Source organism: Lysinibacillus sp. YS11 (assembly GCF_002896375.1).
Lineage (GTDB): Bacteria > Bacillota > Bacilli > Bacillales_A > Planococcaceae > Lysinibacillus > Lysinibacillus capsici.
On sequence record NZ_CP026007.1, the window covers coordinates 357,025 to 374,096 of the forward strand.

The 17,072-nt window shown below is 35.7% G+C and carries 15 protein-coding genes and 1 other annotated feature; of the genes, 6 read left to right on the forward strand and 9 right to left on the reverse strand.

The window, feature by feature from the left end:
• Positions 1 to 69: 69 nt before the first annotated feature.
• Positions 70 to 1,674, reverse strand: coding sequence for a M20/M25/M40 family metallo-hydrolase (locus LBYS11_RS01690; RefSeq protein WP_066038398.1), 1,605 nt, complete (start codon positions 1,672 to 1,674; stop codon positions 70 to 72).
• Positions 1,675 to 2,110: 436 nt separating this feature from the next.
• Here LBYS11_RS01690 and LBYS11_RS01695 point away from each other — a divergent pair, with 436 nt between their 5' ends.
• A complete protein-coding gene (locus LBYS11_RS01695) occupies positions 2,111 to 2,839 on the forward strand; it encodes an IclR family transcriptional regulator (RefSeq protein WP_066038399.1) in 729 nt (242 codons plus the stop codon).
• Between the two features lie 81 nt (positions 2,840 to 2,920).
• On the opposite strand, the gene LBYS11_RS01700 is transcribed toward LBYS11_RS01695, so the two are convergent.
• Complete coding sequence (locus LBYS11_RS01700) at positions 2,921 to 4,165, reverse strand: MFS transporter (protein ID WP_103117340.1); 1,245 nt, start codon at positions 4,163 to 4,165, stop codon at positions 2,921 to 2,923.
• Between the two features lie 66 nt (positions 4,166 to 4,231).
• Positions 4,232 to 4,496, reverse strand: a binding site (T-box leader).
• Between the two features lie 52 nt (positions 4,497 to 4,548).
• Entirely contained in the window at positions 4,549 to 5,172 is a 624-nt protein-coding gene (locus LBYS11_RS01705) for an alpha/beta hydrolase (protein ID WP_048393179.1), read from the reverse strand.
• Positions 5,173 to 5,236: 64 nt separating this feature from the next.
• On the opposite strand from LBYS11_RS01705, the gene LBYS11_RS01710 reads away from it, so the two are divergent.
• The gene (locus LBYS11_RS01710; protein WP_103117341.1) at positions 5,237 to 6,205 is read left to right on the forward strand and encodes a quinone oxidoreductase family protein; all 969 of its coding nucleotides are present in this window, start codon (positions 5,237 to 5,239) and stop codon (positions 6,203 to 6,205) included.
• A 47-nt stretch (positions 6,206 to 6,252) separates the two neighbouring features.
• Here the strand turns inward: LBYS11_RS01710 and LBYS11_RS01715 are convergent, their stop codons facing one another.
• Together LBYS11_RS01715 and LBYS11_RS01720 are read right to left on the reverse strand one after the other, a co-directional pair.
• A complete protein-coding gene (locus LBYS11_RS01715; protein WP_103117342.1) occupies positions 6,253 to 7,059 on the reverse strand; it encodes an EcsC family protein in 807 nt (268 codons plus the stop codon).
• Positions 7,060 to 7,164: 105 nt separating this feature from the next.
• On the reverse strand, positions 7,165 to 8,526 hold the full coding sequence (locus tag LBYS11_RS01720; RefSeq protein WP_103117343.1) for a MocR-like pyridoxine biosynthesis transcription factor PdxR: 1,362 nt from the start codon (positions 8,524 to 8,526) through the stop codon (positions 7,165 to 7,167).
• Between the two features lie 98 nt (positions 8,527 to 8,624).
• On the opposite strand from LBYS11_RS01720, the gene LBYS11_RS01725 reads away from it, so the two are divergent.
• Positions 8,625 to 9,212 carry a GNAT family N-acetyltransferase gene (locus LBYS11_RS01725; RefSeq protein WP_103117344.1) on the forward strand — a complete coding sequence of 196 codons (588 nt, stop codon included), beginning with the start codon at positions 8,625 to 8,627 and terminating at the stop codon, positions 9,210 to 9,212.
• A 115-nt stretch (positions 9,213 to 9,327) separates the two neighbouring features.
• Positions 9,328 to 10,500, forward strand: a complete 1,173-nt coding sequence (locus LBYS11_RS01730) for an L-aspartate--L-methionine ligase LdmS (protein ID WP_103117345.1) — start codon at positions 9,328 to 9,330, stop codon at positions 10,498 to 10,500.
• On the opposite strand, the gene LBYS11_RS01735 is transcribed toward LBYS11_RS01730, so the two are convergent.
• The 4 genes from LBYS11_RS01735 to LBYS11_RS01750 form a co-directional block, all read right to left on the reverse strand.
• On the reverse strand, positions 10,497 to 11,204 hold the full coding sequence (locus LBYS11_RS01735; RefSeq protein WP_103117346.1) for an ABC transporter permease: 708 nt from the start codon (positions 11,202 to 11,204) through the stop codon (positions 10,497 to 10,499). The genes LBYS11_RS01730 and LBYS11_RS01735 overlap by 4 nt on opposite strands.
• The gene (locus LBYS11_RS01740) at positions 11,201 to 12,049 is read right to left on the reverse strand and encodes an ABC transporter ATP-binding protein (protein ID WP_103117347.1); all 849 of its coding nucleotides are present in this window, start codon (positions 12,047 to 12,049) and stop codon (positions 11,201 to 11,203) included. The genes LBYS11_RS01735 and LBYS11_RS01740 overlap by 4 nt, the downstream gene beginning before the upstream one ends.
• A 145-nt stretch (positions 12,050 to 12,194) precedes the next feature.
• The gene (locus tag LBYS11_RS01745; protein WP_103117348.1) at positions 12,195 to 13,151 is read right to left on the reverse strand and encodes a LytTR family transcriptional regulator DNA-binding domain-containing protein; all 957 of its coding nucleotides are present in this window, start codon (positions 13,149 to 13,151) and stop codon (positions 12,195 to 12,197) included.
• 11 nt (positions 13,152 to 13,162) lie between these two features.
• A complete protein-coding gene (locus LBYS11_RS01750) occupies positions 13,163 to 13,741 on the reverse strand; it encodes a dienelactone hydrolase family protein (protein ID WP_103117349.1) in 579 nt (192 codons plus the stop codon).
• A 355-nt stretch (positions 13,742 to 14,096) separates the two neighbouring features.
• On the opposite strand from LBYS11_RS01750, the gene LBYS11_RS01755 reads away from it, so the two are divergent.
• Both LBYS11_RS01755 and LBYS11_RS01760 read left to right on the forward strand, forming a co-directional pair.
• On the forward strand, positions 14,097 to 15,146 hold the full coding sequence (locus LBYS11_RS01755) for an NAD(P)/FAD-dependent oxidoreductase (protein WP_048393196.1): 1,050 nt from the start codon (positions 14,097 to 14,099) through the stop codon (positions 15,144 to 15,146).
• Positions 15,147 to 15,557: 411 nt separating this feature from the next.
• Positions 15,558 to 17,072 (forward strand): DEAD/DEAH box helicase, encoded by a 1,515-nt coding sequence (locus LBYS11_RS01760; protein WP_066038410.1) that lies wholly within the window; start codon positions 15,558 to 15,560, stop codon positions 17,070 to 17,072.

The window sequence follows — 17,072 nt, forward strand, 5'->3', positions numbered from 1 at the left end:
ATCTTAGATTATTAGGTAACAATTTAAATGAGAGGATATGAAAGCTATTTTGAATGAAGTTTCTTTTATTTAAAATAAACTTTTAATCAATGTATCAATCATAATAGGCATCTCTTTAAACGCACTATCCACATGCAATCGCTCTGTTTTTTGATGGGCATCCTTTCCAAATGGACCGACATTTAAGACAGGACCTTGTAATGCCGCCATCTCTTTGAATGGAATATGATACGTATCGCCCCATACAGGTGTGTTCCGTTCAAATGCTAGCCACTCATTGGATGCATCTGAATAATTGACATAGCTTAAATCACAAATTCCATTAAAGTAGTGGATCTGCTCCACCTCAATATCAAATGTTTGAGCTGTTTGCTTCATTAATTCAATCGACTGTTTCACTAATGGATGGTTGGATGAATTAATGGCTGGATAGTAAGGTGGTGCATATAACAGAACTGTGGCAGGTGCTAATTCCTGACAGCGAATCATGAGCTGATCCACAATACGAATGGATTTTTCACGATCATCCCATGCAGGATGCTGCTGAACCTGGTGCTTAATCGCTTGTACTTCCTCAGCTCCTAACTTATGGATCGCATGCTCCAATAATGCCTCGTAGCGTAAGACCTTTACCTTGCCCACACCCTGAACATTTTCGCGTGTACAAATGTCCTGATAGTGCGCATTGCAAGCAGCCATTGCCTGTAACGCAACTTCCTCAAAAATAGCCATCACCTCAGCCGCTGTACGTTTTAACAAAAAGACATTGTAAAGTGCCGCCGCACGGTATGGTGTTTGTGTAGAATACTCCATTTTTAAATCTTTTAATTGTAGAGAGACGGGTAGTGGTGTGCTTTCGCCTAAATCTGTTTCACGGAAAAGGGGATTCCACTCCATATGCTGTGTCATATAGGAAGCGATAAAGGGAGCCGTCATCCCTTTTAATGGCTCACCAACATGTGTCTCTTTTCCGTAGAACAAAGCAGCAGGCATGATTTTACCAATTGTACCTGAATAAATATATTCATTCGTATCCGAAGGCCCTTGTGAAAACGATGGCTCACTATTTAAAAATAATTTATAGGTTAAGCCATGCTGTTCCCGCAGTCTCACCAGTTCCACAACAGCCGCTCTCATACCAGCAGAGTTGACTTCCTCATCAGGGACCGTTGTTAAAATCAAATTAATCGGCCATTGCTCAAAGCTTGCCTTTTCGATCAACTGCATGTGTAAGGCAAGACCCATTTTCATATCCATTGTGCCGCGTCCAAATAAATAATTCCCAGACGCCAAATCAATGCGAGCTGCCTCTGGTAAATCTTTTAGGTATTTAGGTTCCATTAGCTTTTTCGTTAGTTCTTCTGGAGAAAAGGCTAACGGCTCTAGTTCACCATATTCCTCTGTATGCACGGTATCGAAGTGACTGATTAACACAACGGTTTCAGTTGCGGTTGGATGCTTATAGAAGGCTGTCACTGCATTTCTGCCAAGTCCTGCATCATGTAATTCAATCAAGTCTGGGTGCTTTTCAAAATATGGAAGCGTTAACAATTTATCTTTTAGTCGAAAGGCAAATTTATTTTCACCCTCCGTTAATGTACGGCTTTCCCAGCTCACAAGTTCACATAATAGGGCACGTAGTTTTTCGGGTGTATCCCACATAAAAGTATTCATGATTTTTTCTCCTTTTATAGAAAAGTTTTTTATTTTCAAGATGATATAAATAGATAATTAGTAGAGAAATACATATTTTTACCGTTATATATTTTTCACTATATGAAATTAAATCTACATAGTGGAATATAAATTCATCGTAAATGCAAAACAACAAATTGTCAATTTGAATTTTTGTGAATACTCGTAATTTTCTGCGCTAATTGAGTGGAACTATGTATATATTTCATGTAGCATCTATTTATATGCATAAAAATTAGTTAAAATAAAATGAAACTACATTTAAAAGCAGGGCTACATGTAAAAAATTGAAGGTACATAAAAATTTGATAATTTGCATGAATTTTAATTTCATAATGATCCTAGTAAAAGCTAAATGGATCTATAAAAACCTTAAGATAGTGATCATATGGGGAAATGAAAGGGAGTAATTGTAATGATTCAATCAATCGAAAGAGCAATGTTAGTTATAAATATACTGGCGAAGCATCCGAAGCGTTTTTTTACTGTGCAAGAAATTTTTAATGAAACAGACTTGCCTACTAGCACAATTTACAGATTATTATATACATTAGAGAGTTTTGATTTAGTAGAGAGAAATGAGAATAAAAAAGAATTTCGATTGGGGTATACATGGCTGCAACTTGGCATGAAAATGTATCATGAGACGGATATTAGAGAAAAAGCGCATCCTCTATTAGAAAACCTTGCATATAATGTTCGAGAAACAATCTATTTAAGTATTGCTAAACAGTTTGCATCCATTATTATTGATCGAATTGATAGTCCTAAAAATGTCCGTATTATTGATATGATTGGTGAAAAAATTCCATATCCTATAGGAGCTCCAAATAAAGTATTACTTGCGTTTTCTAAAAGCGATGTACAGCAACAATTTTTCCAACAACTTGAGGAGCCTGAGAAAGAAAAATTGATAGAGAGCCTCAATGATGTAAGAGAAAAAGGCTTTGCCATAAGCGTTGGAGAAAAAACAAAGGGGACAGTATCCATAGCAGCACCTATATTTGATTCAAATAAACAAACAATTGCAGCCATTAGTGCAGAGTGCTTTGAATATGATACAGATGCTGAAAAATTAGAAAGTATAACACAGGAAGTCCTTAAAACTGCACAGCAGCTATCCTTTGAATTAGGGTATATATAAAATTGCTTATTTCGATAAAAAACCATCTAGTGTCAGTAATTAGTAGACATTAGATGGTTAATTTTTATATGAAAAGTGAGATTACTGTTGCTTGCTACTTATCAACCTTCTATAATAGTGGCTTTTCGAAGGTTTTATATTTAGCCATAGTAGAATGACAGCTACAAATGCCATCATAAAGGATGCACTAATGACAACTGAGCGTATAGTAATCCATTCAGCGAAAATCCCAAAAATAGTAGTAAAAATAATAATAAAAAGTGCTTCAAAAAATCCATAAATACTTCCTATACGACCCATGCTCTCAGAGGGAATATTATTTTGATAAAATGTATAAAATCCTGTATTCGCAAAGGCAGTTGCAAAGGATAATACAAAGCAACCTATAGCAGCTATAAGAAAGGAAAAGGATGAGGTAAATATTAAATAGCCCAGTGCTGTTACGAGAGACCCCATACCTATTAACCAAGAAGTTGGTATTTTTTCAACAATAACAGAGTTGGTTAGCGAGCCAAATAAAACACCTACCCCTGCGATACTGACTAAAATCCCATATTCTCCTTCGGATAAAGCTAATATCTGTGTTGCAAAGGCAGCCTCCAAAGAATCAGTAGCTGTCATCAAGATGATGATAGCACTAAACAACAAATAGACTACCATAACATAGGAATTTTTTAAGCTAAAGCGTATGACCATTTGCCAATCCAGAAGCAATACTCGAAAAAGGGATGCTTTTTCTGTACGATTAATAAATTTTTCAAGGGCTTCAATGTTCGGCATTTTGAACGTTATACAGGCTGATAGAAATAAAGCAATTGCGTTTAAATATATGGCCATATAGGGTGTTCCGACTGTGAACAAGAAACCTGCGATTGCTGGTCCAGTTAGAAATGCACCAGAGTCGAGTAAGCTGCGTAATGCATTAAAACGTTTCCTTTGTTCGACAGGAATTAACTTAGTGATATAAGTCATAGATGTCGGCTGATACATAGAGCTAGCTACTGTAATGAGAAAAACAAGGACATACATCCACAAGAGGCTAGAAAAGCAGGGGAGTATGACAATGAGTATAGATTGAACCAAATTTAGAAAAATCATTAGCTTTTTCTTATTAAAACGATCGATTAGGCTTCCTGACCAAAAATTAGTGAACAAGGAAGAGATCGCTCTTACAATATATAATCCAGAGACAGCCAGAGCAGATTCTGTGAGGTTTAACACAATTAAATTTAAGGCGATAAAATAAATCCATTCGCCAACACTTGAAACACCAATACTACATAATAGGATGGCAGGATAACGCCAGCTTTCTAAAGCTTTTCTCATATAAATTCCTCCTTAAGCAAAGTGACGATTTGCAAAATAAAAAACCCCACCTCCAAGACGATTAGTCTTAGGGACGAGGTTGTAGAATTTATATACTCACGTGGTGCCACCCTAGTTCACTATTATGTCACCATAATAGCCTTTTCAGTACGGCATAGAGCCTATGCTTATACTGTAACTCTATAACGGGAGTTCCCGTCGCACCATCATTCAAACAAAATCCAATGCGCTACTCCGAGGCTTGTTTCAATAATTCGTTCTTACTCGTTTTCAGCAATCCGAGCTCTCTGGGAAGAACAGCCTTATTTACTCTTCTCTTCAATGTATTTTTGCTAGTGTAGCATATGTACACGATTTTGGTAAATAGTACTATAAAAATATTACTAATTATTTTGTAGGAAGATTTTTAATTGTGTTATCAGCGATTGGCAGTGCTGTATGGATAAAACAGCATTCAAAGGAATTTCAAGTGAATGATTAAGGTCCTCAAAAACAGCAAGCTGAAGGGTAGCAAGTTGCGCTAGCTTCTCCTGTGAATAATGAGGGTCCGCTGTACCAATTGCCAAAAATGCATGTTTGTCTAATAGATTTGTCATTGTATGTTGAAGAGAAAGTAATGGGGTGAAAAGTACATAACGAGCAGGAATAGAAGGAGTCTGCTGCATATAATAATCGACAATAGGCATAGTACCTAAAGATTTTCCTAGATAAACGACTTCTCTATAAGGCTTTGATTGCAAGCTATTTTCTACAATAGGGTTGGCAACACGATAGACCATTTTTGATATGGCTTGGGAGTCCTGTTCGAATTGCTGTTGCTCAAATGTATAATTGATTTGGACGACATCATAGCCAAGTTCTAACAGTAATGCTGTAGAATAATAAAGTATAGGTTTATCATAGGTATAGCCCGTGCCAGAGAGCATAAAACATACCTTATCGCTTGTTCCATCAAAAAAATTGTAGGATATACCATTGTACATGGCGTGCTTAGGTTTGATTTTCATGAATATTCCTCCATCATTTCTATATATAGTATATAATTTTACCATAGCAAGGAGGGAGAAATTTATGAAGGCTATTATTATCAATGAATTTGGTACATCGGATGTTTTAACTTTTATTGATTGTCCAAAACCGACTATTTCTGAGGGTGAAGTCTTAATAAGGACAACCCATACAAGCGTAAATTTTGCAGATATTAAAAATCGCACAGGTAATAAAGCTAAAGCAAATTTTCCGATGGTTCTTGGTTTAGATGTTGCAGGGGTAATAGAAGAAGTTTTTAATGATAGCAGTGGTTTTCAAAAGGGTGACCAAGTTATCGCATTCCCGAAAAACGGTGCTTATGCAGAATTTGTAGTAGCAAAGGAACAACTAGTTTTTAAAATTCCTAGTGGGGTACCAATCGAGAAGGTAGCAGCTGTACCGACAGTTTTATTTTTATCATATATGTTAACACATCAAATAGCGGCCATTGGTCAGCAGGATGCCGTCTTAATTCATGCTGCTTCTGGTGGGGTAGGGACAATGCTTGTCCAAATGGCCAAAAGGCTCGGAGCTAAACAGATTATAGGTACGGTGAGTAATTTAGAAAAAGCCCCAATTGTTTATCAGCTTGGTGCGGATCATGTACTTACATATGATCAATTTAGTACAAATGTCAATGAACTTACAAAGGGTCAGGGTGTTGATATTGTGTACGATTCTATTGCAGGAGCTATCACCGAGGAGAGTTTAACTTGTTTAGCGCCTTATGGCACTCTTGTCCAATTCGGGAATAGTGGAGGAAGAGCAGGAAATATAAAAACAGCAGATTTACATAATAGCTGCCGCAATATAAAAGGATTTAGCTTAGGTACGACAAGAGCTTTGAAGCCAGAACTGTTACAACAGGTGGCGCAGGATATTTTCTCTTTAGTAAACGAAGACAGTTTTCAGGTGCCAATTGCTAAAATATTTGCCTTAGAGGAAATGAAAAAGGCTCATGAATTTATGGAAAGTCGTCAGCACCAAGGAAAAATACTTATTAAAATATAAAGCACAAAAAAGATGACACCCATATTTGGAGTGTCATCTTTTGTCGATCAACAATCTAGTTCAGTAAGTTTTTCATAAATACGTCTTTTACGATAAAGCATAATACCAGTTTCGGCTACATCCTGAATCATGCCTTTATTAGCATAGGCTCCAAAAACCATCCCTGCAATAGGGATCATTTGAAACAGCTTTTTCCAGCCTAGCTGATCACGATATGTGTAAAATACCTCCTGCCATCCTTGAAGCTGAGAAATCATGTTATCTGAAGCTTTTTTTGAGCTATTTATAGTAGAAAGCTCCTGTAAGATTGCTTCTTTACCAACAATATCAGCAGAGGTAAATTGTAGACATTTTACAATAAAAATACGTTCCATTTTATCGTTCGGATCATAGCCATGAATAATTGCTATTTCTTGCAAAGTTTTTAGTGCAGTCCCTAAAATCATTGGAATATCAATAGCTAAAGTAAAGATGCCTCCAAAGCCAGTAGAGGCTCCTTGTACAGTAGCAAATTTCACACGTTCATTTTGTAATTGGTCACTGAGGGAGATCATGTCCTCTAAAGGAATCTGACCAATATCAGATATAGTTATAATATGCTGAGTGGAAGAATGGTCACGAATTTTTTGTATCATGGCTTGTTCATTGATTAAATACTTTCCACCGGACTGAATATAATTGCCTAGTTCATCTACCAATAAAGCAATTTTATTTTGGAGAAAGGCAGGTGTCATTTTATCTAATAATTTAAATGGTATTCTCCCTAATTTCTCCCAAAACCATAAATCTTTTTGATCTTTTTCCCACACTTGAATCTCTTGTAAATGCTGCTCTAATAACTCTCGATTCTCCATTATTGTCTTATCCCCTTATGTGTCCATTTAACTTTAAATACGAAAAAAACTATATAAAGTTTCGCTTTATTTAAATGAGATTTCGACAAACTAATGAATCACATGCTATTGCCAAACGGACGCAAGGAGTGCAATTCCTTCATTTATTTGCTGAAGTGTCAGTCCACCATACCCTATAATGATCATGGTTTCATTTGTTCCATTCTGATAGGAGGTAGAGCATGGATAGACTTGAACCCCTACCTCTTGAGCAAGCTGAATCGCTCTACTCTCGGTGAGATGTTGTGGTAGCTTGATGACTATATGAAGTCCGGATTTTTCACCGATTACTTGAAATTCATTTGAAAAATGTGAAGAGATGGCGGTCAATAATGCTTGTTGTTTTTTACGATAGATTGTTCGCATTTTTGCCAAATGCTTATCGAATAGACCTTGTGCAAGAAAGTCTGCTAAGACAAGTTGGTCTACTTTGGAGACAACCGATTTTTGCTCAGAATGAAAAGTCATAAACGGCACTACTAAAGACTTTGGAAGGATCATATAACTAATGCGTAAGGATGGAAGTAATGTTTTTGAAAATGTTCCGAAATAAATGACACGCTGAAGCTGATCCATTTTTGCTAAAGACGGGATTGGTAGCCCCTTATAACGAAATTCGGAATCATAATCATCTTCAATAATAAGCCCCGCGTTCGAGTTAGCCCATTGTAACAATGCCACTCTTCTTTCTATGGTCATAATCATGCCTAATGGAAATTGATGAGCAGGTGTTGTGTATAACATGTGAATTGGTGTTGCAGGGAGTGTAACCCCTGAATAGTCCACAGGAATCGCCTCTGTGGACAATCCACATTGCTGTAAAACGGCACGCACTCTTTTAAATCCTGGCTCCTCTAACCCAACGCGTATCGCAGACCCAAGAAAATGACAAAGAGCCTGAAGCTGGCTTTGTGTACCACTGTATATAAATACCTGTGAAGCATCACAGCTAACCCCACGAGAACGCTCTACATAGCGGGCAATCTCTGTGCGTAAAGTTGTCTCTCCCTCCCAAGGGCTTGTTGATAAGTTGTTACTATTAAAATGCTTTTTTATAAGCTTGTGCCAAGCAGCATAGGGAAAAGCCTCGTTATCCACATGTCCATTTGTAAAATCAAATTGTATATTGTTAGGGATATTGTTACTTGGAACAGATACATGCCGGGGTACTTGCTGTAGCCAATCAAATTCAAAGGGCGCAATAAAATAACCAGAACGCTCTCTACTATAAATATAGCCTTCTGCAAGTAACTGCTCATAGGCTTCCTTTATGGTGTGTACACTCACATTCAATGTTAGGGCGAGAGCTCGTTTAGAAGGCAGTTGTTCATGAGCAAGTAATTTTTTAGTAATAATCTTATGCTTTATTTCTTCATAGATTTGAATGTATTTCGCTAGATTGCCTGTAAATATAATGGAGAGCTCCAGATAATTTCCTCCTCCTCTGGTATGGTTGATTTTTTAGTAATTGGTTATATATATCATATCAATTTTACCGTTAAATAAGTAAAAAGGAGTGAAGTGTAATGGAATTTATAACATTAGAAAATGAAGTGGTTAAACTAAAGCCTTTAGAATTGAGGGATTTACCAGGAATTTTAGAGACAGGAAGTTATCCAGAAATTTGGTCACATATGTCCACAACCATAGAAAAAAAGGAAGATGTGAATAAATTTGTGGAAAACGCATTAAAGGCAAAAAACGAAAAAACAGAATTTCCATTTGTGATTGTGGATAAACAATCAGGGGACATTATCGGGTCTACACGTTTTATGGATATTGATGACAAGCATCAGCGATTAGAAATTGGCTATACATGGCTAACACCCGCATACTGGCGTACAGCTATTAATACTAATTGTAAGTATTTGCTATTACGATACTCTTTTGAGCATCTTCATTTACAACGTGTACAAATAAAAACGGATCATGAAAATATTCGTTCTCAAAAGGCAATTGAGCGAATTGGTGCTACAAAAGAGGGAATATTGCGTAACCATATGATTCGCAAAGATGGGACAACTAGGCATACCGTTATGTATAGCATTACAATAGAAGAATGGCCACAGGTGAAAAAGCATTTAGAAAGTCTATTAGTGCAATTGGGATGTTAATAGGTATAAAAAGGGATTTATATAACCCGTAAAACCCTTTTTTCTTATAAAAAGTGTCAAAAAATAAAGGGGAGGGTAGAGTAGAGTACCGAAAAATTGAAAGAGGGTAATCTACTTGAAACCTAAATACACGTTAAGACAAATTTATGGTGATAATGCTGTGTATACACCAAGAACACCGTATAGCGATAATCCATGGATGATGGATGATTCTCATAAGCTAGATGCTTTAACCTCAAGAGAAGTTGCTATTGCTGATATCCCCGTGCTAGTACATCGAGCAACACAAACAGAAAAGGCGCAAGAGCTTCATCAATTAGCAGGATTACCATGGGTAGAACAGCCTTATAGTTATGAGACTCAAGAGGAATATCTGGCACAGATCCAAACATGGTGTAAGGAAGGGAAGACCATTGTATGTCAATATATACACGACCTGGAGCATATGGATCGTCAATGTTATTGGATGGATGCGGAGAAATTTAATGAGTTGAATACAAAAGCTTATATTGATCATTTAATCGATAGTAAATATGTGCCAAGTCGTCTAAATGTGGAGACGTATAGACTTTCAGATGCCATTAAAAATTGGCAGCCCCCTGTAGTATTAAAGCCTGGTGATGATTCGCCAACCTCGGGAGGATATGGCGTTACCATTTGTCATAATAAAGATGAATTGACGGAAGGTTTACGACAATTTCGCATGACAGGAACTGAAAGTATAATTATTGAGGAGCTTTTACAGACAAAGGACAACTATAGCTGTCAATTTGTTTACTCAGAGGAGCTAGGGATTCAATACTTAGGAGCTTCCCAGCAAATTACGGATGATAACGGCATTTACGAAGGGAATATCATTGTAGATAAAGTACCCGAAAAAGTAATTGAAGTAGGAAAGCATATTATGGAACGTGGCGTTGAGGAAGGCTTTGTCGGTGTGGCAGGCTTTGATTTAATTGTCACGGAAGCTGGTGATGTTCAAGCAATAGACTTAAATTTCCGCCAAAATGGTTCAACCTCAATGCTGATGTTTCATGATGCTTTAGGAAAGCCCATCAATAAATTTAGCTCCTATTCATCACAAAGCCCACAACAGAATGATCATTTCTATCAAACAATTAAGAAATATATAGAAAAGGGTATGTTATTTCCTTTATCTTTCTATGATGGAGATTATTTTGAGGAGTCTGTACCTTCTAGATTTGTGGGTGTATGGTATGCAGATACGTTAGAGGAAATTGAAAAACGGGAGAAGGAATTATTACCTGAAGAAAAGAATGGTCTTTAATCGACCATTCTTTTTTTATAGATAATTGCTGCAAAAATCCAAGAAAGAAGAGACCATACAATTATCGTAATCATAGGAATAAGAACATCTGCCATAGAATACTTACCTTCTAACGCCTCTGCTAAAAGTAATAACTGTGAGCTTGGTAGCCATTCAGCTAATTTTAAGATTGGGTATGCCGAAGATAGAGCTAAGGCCAGAGGTCCAAATGAGAAGATAACCATTACAGGCAACACAATAATAGATGCTTCCATAATAGATTTAGCAAATAAACCGCATATTGTACCTAGAGCAATATAAAACACAGCAGAAAGCAATAATGCAATTGTTAAGATAAAAAGGTTTGCAGGTTCGTAGCCAACTAGAAAAATAGCCATTGTTACAGATACAATTGTAACAATTAGAACAAACAGGCTTTTACCAATTAAAATATCTCCAAGTGAGGCAGGGGAGAGCATAAGACTGCGAAGAGTGTTTTTTTCCTTTTCTTCTGCAATTAAACTACATTGTACGTAAGTAGTCACTATGGAAAATGTCATGTTAATTGGTAGAAAATACATGCTAATAGTATTTGCACCTAATTGATTATATAAAAACGCCATTATAAGTGGTAGTAATACCATAGTTGATACGGCATAGTTCCGTGAGAATTCCTTATAATCCTTCATCAATATAGCTTGAATACGTGTCATTGAGATATTCATACTAAATCACTCCCTGTTATTTGCATAAAAATGTCACCTAGTGTTGGCTCGTTTGTATAGATACGTGTTACTTGATCGGATTGCATCCATTGATATAACTTCTCTGCATCTTGAGAACCATTCTCTATAATTTCCTGTTCACCATTTTTAAGCTCTACTGTAATAGTGTCAGAGCCAAATTCTTTTTTTAGATCTTTTGGAGTGCCGATTGCTCGGATCTTCCCTTTATGCAGGAAAGCAACACGATCACAAAGTATTTCTGCTTCGCTCATATCGTGTGTTGTTAAAAAAATTGTTGTACCCATAGCATTTAATTTTCGTAAGCCATTATATATATGTTGTGTATTTACTGGGTCCAAAGCAGAAGTAGGCTCATCTAAAAATAATAATTCGGGCTTGTGCATAATTGCACGAGCAAGTGTAACACGTTGAATCATTCCTTTGGAAAGCTGACTGATCTTTTTCTTACGTTCTGCATATAAATTGACAAAGTCCAAAGCTTCTTTTACAGCAGATTGAGATAGCTGATATAAATTACTATAAAGTATTAAATTTTCTTCAATTGATAGTCTCGTATACAAGCCACTATTATCTGTTAAAATACCAAAACGTTTACGATTTTGACTTTGCTTCATTTCAGATGCATGCTGCCCAAATAATAGAACATTACCAGCCGATTTATCTGTTTGTGCGGTTAATATTTTAATTGTAGTAGTTTTACCAGAACCACTTGGGCCAAGAAAGCCGAATATTTCCCCTTTTTTAATGGTAAAGGAAACATCCTGTAATGCTGTTTCATTATTAAAAATTTTTTTCAAATGTTGCACATCAATCACTGTGTTCATGTGTAACCTCCTGTTTGTTGTTGATGTCTACACTATAAACAACAAGGGTAAGGCTCACAGTAAAAATCATGTGAATGGCAGAAAAAGGACCTTTAATGGAATATTATTAAAGGTGACAGGAGTCGATTATTTCCTGGGAAATCTACTAAATTCCGAGTATTTCCTTTAAAGTGGCCAATTTATTTTTCGACAGTGGAACAACTGTCTTTTCTGTACTGTTGAGTGCTAAGCTATAGCTATTGCGTGTCCAAGTAATAATCTCTCGAACCTTTTGTAGGTTCACAATATAAGAACGATGGCTTCTAAAAAAGCCGAATGGTGTCAATTTTTGCTCTAACTCATTTAGCGATAGAGTACATGGATAAGCTTCACCTGCTACATAAATAGATACTTCTCCTTCAACACTTTCAATATAATCAATTTCGGGTGGATTAAATAAAATAATCTTTTCATTTTTCTTTGTTGGGATTTTATCTAGTCGAATTGGTGCATCTTCAAGAGGCTTTTGAGCTTGCTCAAGGCTACCCTCTTTTACGTCTAAAGTATGTAAGTCTGCCCCATCTAATCGATGTATAGTTGTACTTGCAACCATTAAGTCTTCTAGATTATTTGATAACAAAATGATAATTTTATGCTCTTTTGTAAGATTTTTTAATAACTGTTGGATAGTTTGCTTTGAAAATTCATCTATATTTTGAAAGGGTTCTTCTAAAGTTTGAATAGATGCCGGATGTAGGTACATATTCAATAGTTTTAATCGCTGTTTTTCACTATTAGAAAGCTTACTAATTCTATTGTTTTTTTGTTCAGTAAGTTTAAAAAGATTCAATATGTTCTCTGTTTCATTAGTTGGGCGGTTAAAAAGCTTTAAAATGAACTGGATATACTCGCGCGCTGTGAGTCGCTCATATAACGAGCTTTCACGAAAAGAAGTATACGTATCATCTCGTTTCATAAACCATTGCATTAATGTATGTATTTTGGAAACATCTGTATAGATGCCTATAATCGTGCCAGGTTGTAGAGAAAGATGGAAGCTTGGATAAATAACATTGCCTGCTTCAATATATGGATCAACCTGAATATCAATATTTTGTTCCACGTTTATTCCTCCTATAGCTTGCTAGCTTGTAAAAAGTATTGAATGTCGTTGAGTGCTTGCGAGTGGCTCAACTGACAGTAGTTTGAGTTAGAGGCATCCATAAAGCCATGTAAGCCTTGAAATTGTTTAATTTGAACATTCGGTATGTTTACAAGAGTATCCTTCAATGATTGAATATCAAAACTATCTTCATGGCTAGGTAAAACAACCAAAGTTGGACAAGATGGAATGTTATCAAGGTATTGGCGGATCCGTGAGCCATATACACAAATGACACGGTGTAGGGGGAGTGTAGTTAATCTCCAGGCTAAAGTTGCACCTACACTATATCCAATTAATATTACCTCGTTGTAGTTTTCACAAGCCTCCAATATTTTTGGTGAAAGCAATTCAAGAGGAGCATCAAAGCCAACTGTCTGTAAGAAAAAGTCATAGGCTTGTTTTTCCAGGTCATATGGAAAGGAAAGCCCTTCTGGATAAAGTGAAATAAGGGAAACGGCAGTGTCCTCATCGCTGTATATTTGTATTTGTTCTTCAATAAAATGATTAACTCCATAGATTTCATGTAATATAAAAATTTTTCTTTTCATTGTGCCCTCGATCTTTTTTCCAATAGTGTATCAAAAAGTAAGTAAAACGTATAATCTGCTTTTAGAATGAATAGTGCAAAAGCATAATGATGAAAATTTTTATGGACAAATACATAAATTTATTTTTTTACTAATTACATAAATGAAAATATTAATAAAAGGTGACCACATCTGTTATTAATATCATGATTTGTTATAATTTTATTTGATAATGATTATCATTATCGTATAATGGAGTTAAGGAGGATTTTCCAAAGCAATATTTACATTTAGACATTTACGATTGAGCTGTTATGCAGTATGAGCTAGTCCAATTGTTGAGATAGTAATGACCAAATGAAAGGTGTGTTAGGAATTGTTAGAACAAGAATTGTATGATGTAACCATTATTGGTGGTGGGCCAGCGGGTTTATATTCAAGCTTTTATTGTGGTTTACGTGAAATGAAAACCAAGCTAATTGAATCACAACCACAGCTAGGCGGTAAAATTCATGTTTATCCAGAGAAAATGATTTGGGATGTGGGAGGTGTAACGCCTATATCAGGGGGGCAACTAATTAAACAATTAGTTGAGCAGGCCTTAACCTTTAATCCTTCTATTTATACAAATGAAAAAGTGCTGTCCATTGCTAAAAATGAAGATGGTATATTTGTCATCGCAGCAGAGTCAGGGAATATTCATTATTCCAAAACAGTTATCGTTGCTATTGGTGGTGGCATCCTAAATCCTCAAAAAATTGAAATTGAGGGGGCTGAACGCTTTGAAGTATCTAATTTAAATTACACAATTAAATCCTATGAAAAATTTAAAGATAAGGCAGTTATTATTTCTGGTGGTGGTAACACAGCGGTAGACTGGGCATTAGAATTAACGGAGGTAGCATCCAAGGTCTATTTAACTTATCGAAAAGATACATTGTCTGCACATGAGGCTCAAATTACAGAGCTTGCAAATAGTTCGATCGAATGCCATTTCAATTCTGAAATTACTAAGCTGATTGCAGACGATCAAGCAGGAATGATTAAAGCTATTGCTTTAACAAATCATGAAACTGGGACTGTAACAGAAATTCCTATTGATGAAGTTGTTATTAGTCATGGGTATGTGCGTGATAAAGAATTGTTAGATAATAGTCCATTAGCCATTGAGCGCAAAAATGATTATTTTATCGCTGGTACGATTAACAGTGAATCATCGATCCCAGGCCTTTATGCTGCGGGTGATATTTTGAGCCATGATGGTAAAATTCATTTAATTGCAGCAGCCTTTCATGATGCACTTCATGCAGTGAATAGTGCGAAGAAGTATATTCAACCTGATGCTTCTGAGGGAGGTATTGTTTCTTCACATAATGACATTTTCAAACAACGTAATCGTAAGCTATTACAGGAAAGTTTAAAATAATCAATTTTAGGAGCACTAATATATTGTTGGTGTTCCTTTCTTTTTGTCTTGATGTATATTTTAGAAGAAATACTTCTGATGGACTATCAATATAAAAAGAAAACATAACGCTGATTATGGAGTATATATAAGAAAATTATACAGAGAATATGATTGTCATGGAAACATTTTAATAAAGAGTCTATCTATTAGAGAAAAAAATGTTCGTCAACTCAAAAAATCTAAAATGTACCTGAGAAACTCTCATTTATCATTAAAGAATTTGCTGAAAAATCTCCAAAACAATTCCGTAAATATATGAATTAACAAATACCTAATGAAAAAATAACTTTCATTAGGTGTTTTTCATCTAGAAATAACATAGCTTTTCCTTTTTTGGACACCCTAAACTAGAAAAAATGACATGGGGTGATGATCATGAAAATAGAAAGGTCGTCCGAGTGGGAAGAGGGCTTTATCGATCGATTAAATCATCTTGAAAAATGGGATAGCTGGACATTGTACAAGATGAACTATGATATTGTGAAAATGAAACTAATTCCTGATTTTACAGGATTGCAGGCTACAAAGTACTTACCTAATTTACAACCTTTGAAACACCAGTTAGAAGCAGCTGAAACAGTTATTGAACGTATGAATGGGAAAGCTATTTTAGCTGATGAGGTGGGGCTAGGTAAAACAATAGAAGCGGGCTTAATCTTAAAGGAATACCTTATTCGAGGTCTTGTGAAAAGAGCATTAATTTTAGCACCTGCTTCTTTAATTAATCAGTGGATTGAAGAGTTAAATATAAAATTTCATATTCCTGCCGTCGCATATAAAAAAAATTGCCCGATAGAGCGCTATGATGTCCTTATTATGAGTATGGATACGGCAAAAAAGAGTCCACATAGAGAGCGCATTTATGAGCAGGATTATGACATGATAATTATTGATGAGGCACATAAATTAAAAAATAATAAAACACAAATTTACGAGTTTGTACAAGGCTTAAAGAAAAAATTCTGCTTATTATTAACTGCCACACCTATTCAAAATGATATCTTTGAATTGTATTATTTAATCTCCTTATTAAAGCCTGGGCATCTTGGTAACTATGATGCCTTCCAATCGGCTTTCTCTGCTAGCAAGCATGATTTAGAACATGATGATTATTTAAAAGAGTTGGTTAATCAGGTAATGGTAAGAAATCGTAGGGAAGATACGGGGATTGATTGGACAAATCGTCGTGTTCAAATTGTACCGATTACATTTACGGACGAAGAAAGAGAAGTTTACGAAATGCTTGGCAACCTTCAAAACACAGGGTCATTTTCATTAATTACGTTGCAAAAAGAAATGTGTAGTAGCAAGGAAGCTACGGCATTAACATTAACGAATATGCTAGATGATCATGTACAACCACAAGAAATAGAAGCAATTATTACTAAATTAATGACCTTGGAAGTGAATTCAAAGGCGGAAAAGTCTTTGGAAATTGTTAAACAAGCAAATGACAAGGTTATTATTTTTACAGAATATCGTGCTACGCAAATTTATTTGCAATGGTACTTACATTCTAATGGCATATCAAGTGTGCTATTTAATGGTAAGTTTAATAAAAGTAAACGAGATTATATGAAGCACCTATTTAAAGAAAGAGCACAGGTGCTCATCGCTACCGAGGCAGGTGGAGAGGGGATAAATCTTCAATTTTGTCATCATGTAATCAACTATGATCTACCTTGGAATCCAATGAAGCTAGAGCAACGTATTGGTCGTGTCCATCGTTTGGGACAGGAGCATGATGTCCATATTTATAATCTTGCCATTGAACATACAATTGAAGAGAAAATCTTGGAATTGCTTCATACAAAAATTGATGTGTTCGAGAAGGTGGTTGGCGATTTAGATGCCATTTTAACAAACTTTAAAGAATCTGTATAA

Bases quoted from the DNA above. Each gene is read 5' to 3' on its own strand.
- LBYS11_RS01690 (WP_066038398.1), bottom strand. From the start codon at position 1,674: ATGAATACTTTTATGTGGGATACACCCGAAAAACTACGTGCCCTATTA.
- LBYS11_RS01705 (WP_048393179.1), bottom strand. From the start codon at position 5,172: ATGAAAATCAAACCTAAGCACGCCATGTACAATGGTATATCCTACAAT.
- LBYS11_RS01695 (WP_066038399.1), top strand. From the start codon at position 2,111: ATGATTCAATCAATCGAAAGAGCAATGTTAGTTATAAATATACTGGCG.
- LBYS11_RS01710 (WP_103117341.1), top strand. From the start codon at position 5,237: ATGAAGGCTATTATTATCAATGAATTTGGTACATCGGATGTTTTAACT.
- LBYS11_RS01725 (WP_103117344.1), top strand. From the start codon at position 8,625: ATGGAATTTATAACATTAGAAAATGAAGTGGTTAAACTAAAGCCTTTA.
- LBYS11_RS01700 (WP_103117340.1), bottom strand. From the start codon at position 4,165: ATGAGAAAAGCTTTAGAAAGCTGGCGTTATCCTGCCATCCTATTATGT.
- LBYS11_RS01760 (WP_066038410.1), top strand. From the start codon at position 15,558: ATGATCATGAAAATAGAAAGGTCGTCCGAGTGGGAAGAGGGCTTTATC.
- LBYS11_RS01715 (WP_103117342.1), bottom strand. From the start codon at position 7,059: ATGGAGAATCGAGAGTTATTAGAGCAGCATTTACAAGAGATTCAAGTG.
- LBYS11_RS01750 (WP_103117349.1), bottom strand. From the start codon at position 13,741: ATGAAAAGAAAAATTTTTATATTACATGAAATCTATGGAGTTAATCAT.
- LBYS11_RS01740 (WP_103117347.1), bottom strand. From the start codon at position 12,049: ATGAACACAGTGATTGATGTGCAACATTTGAAAAAAATTTTTAATAAT.
- LBYS11_RS01735 (WP_103117346.1), bottom strand. From the start codon at position 11,204: ATGAATATCTCAATGACACGTATTCAAGCTATATTGATGAAGGATTAT.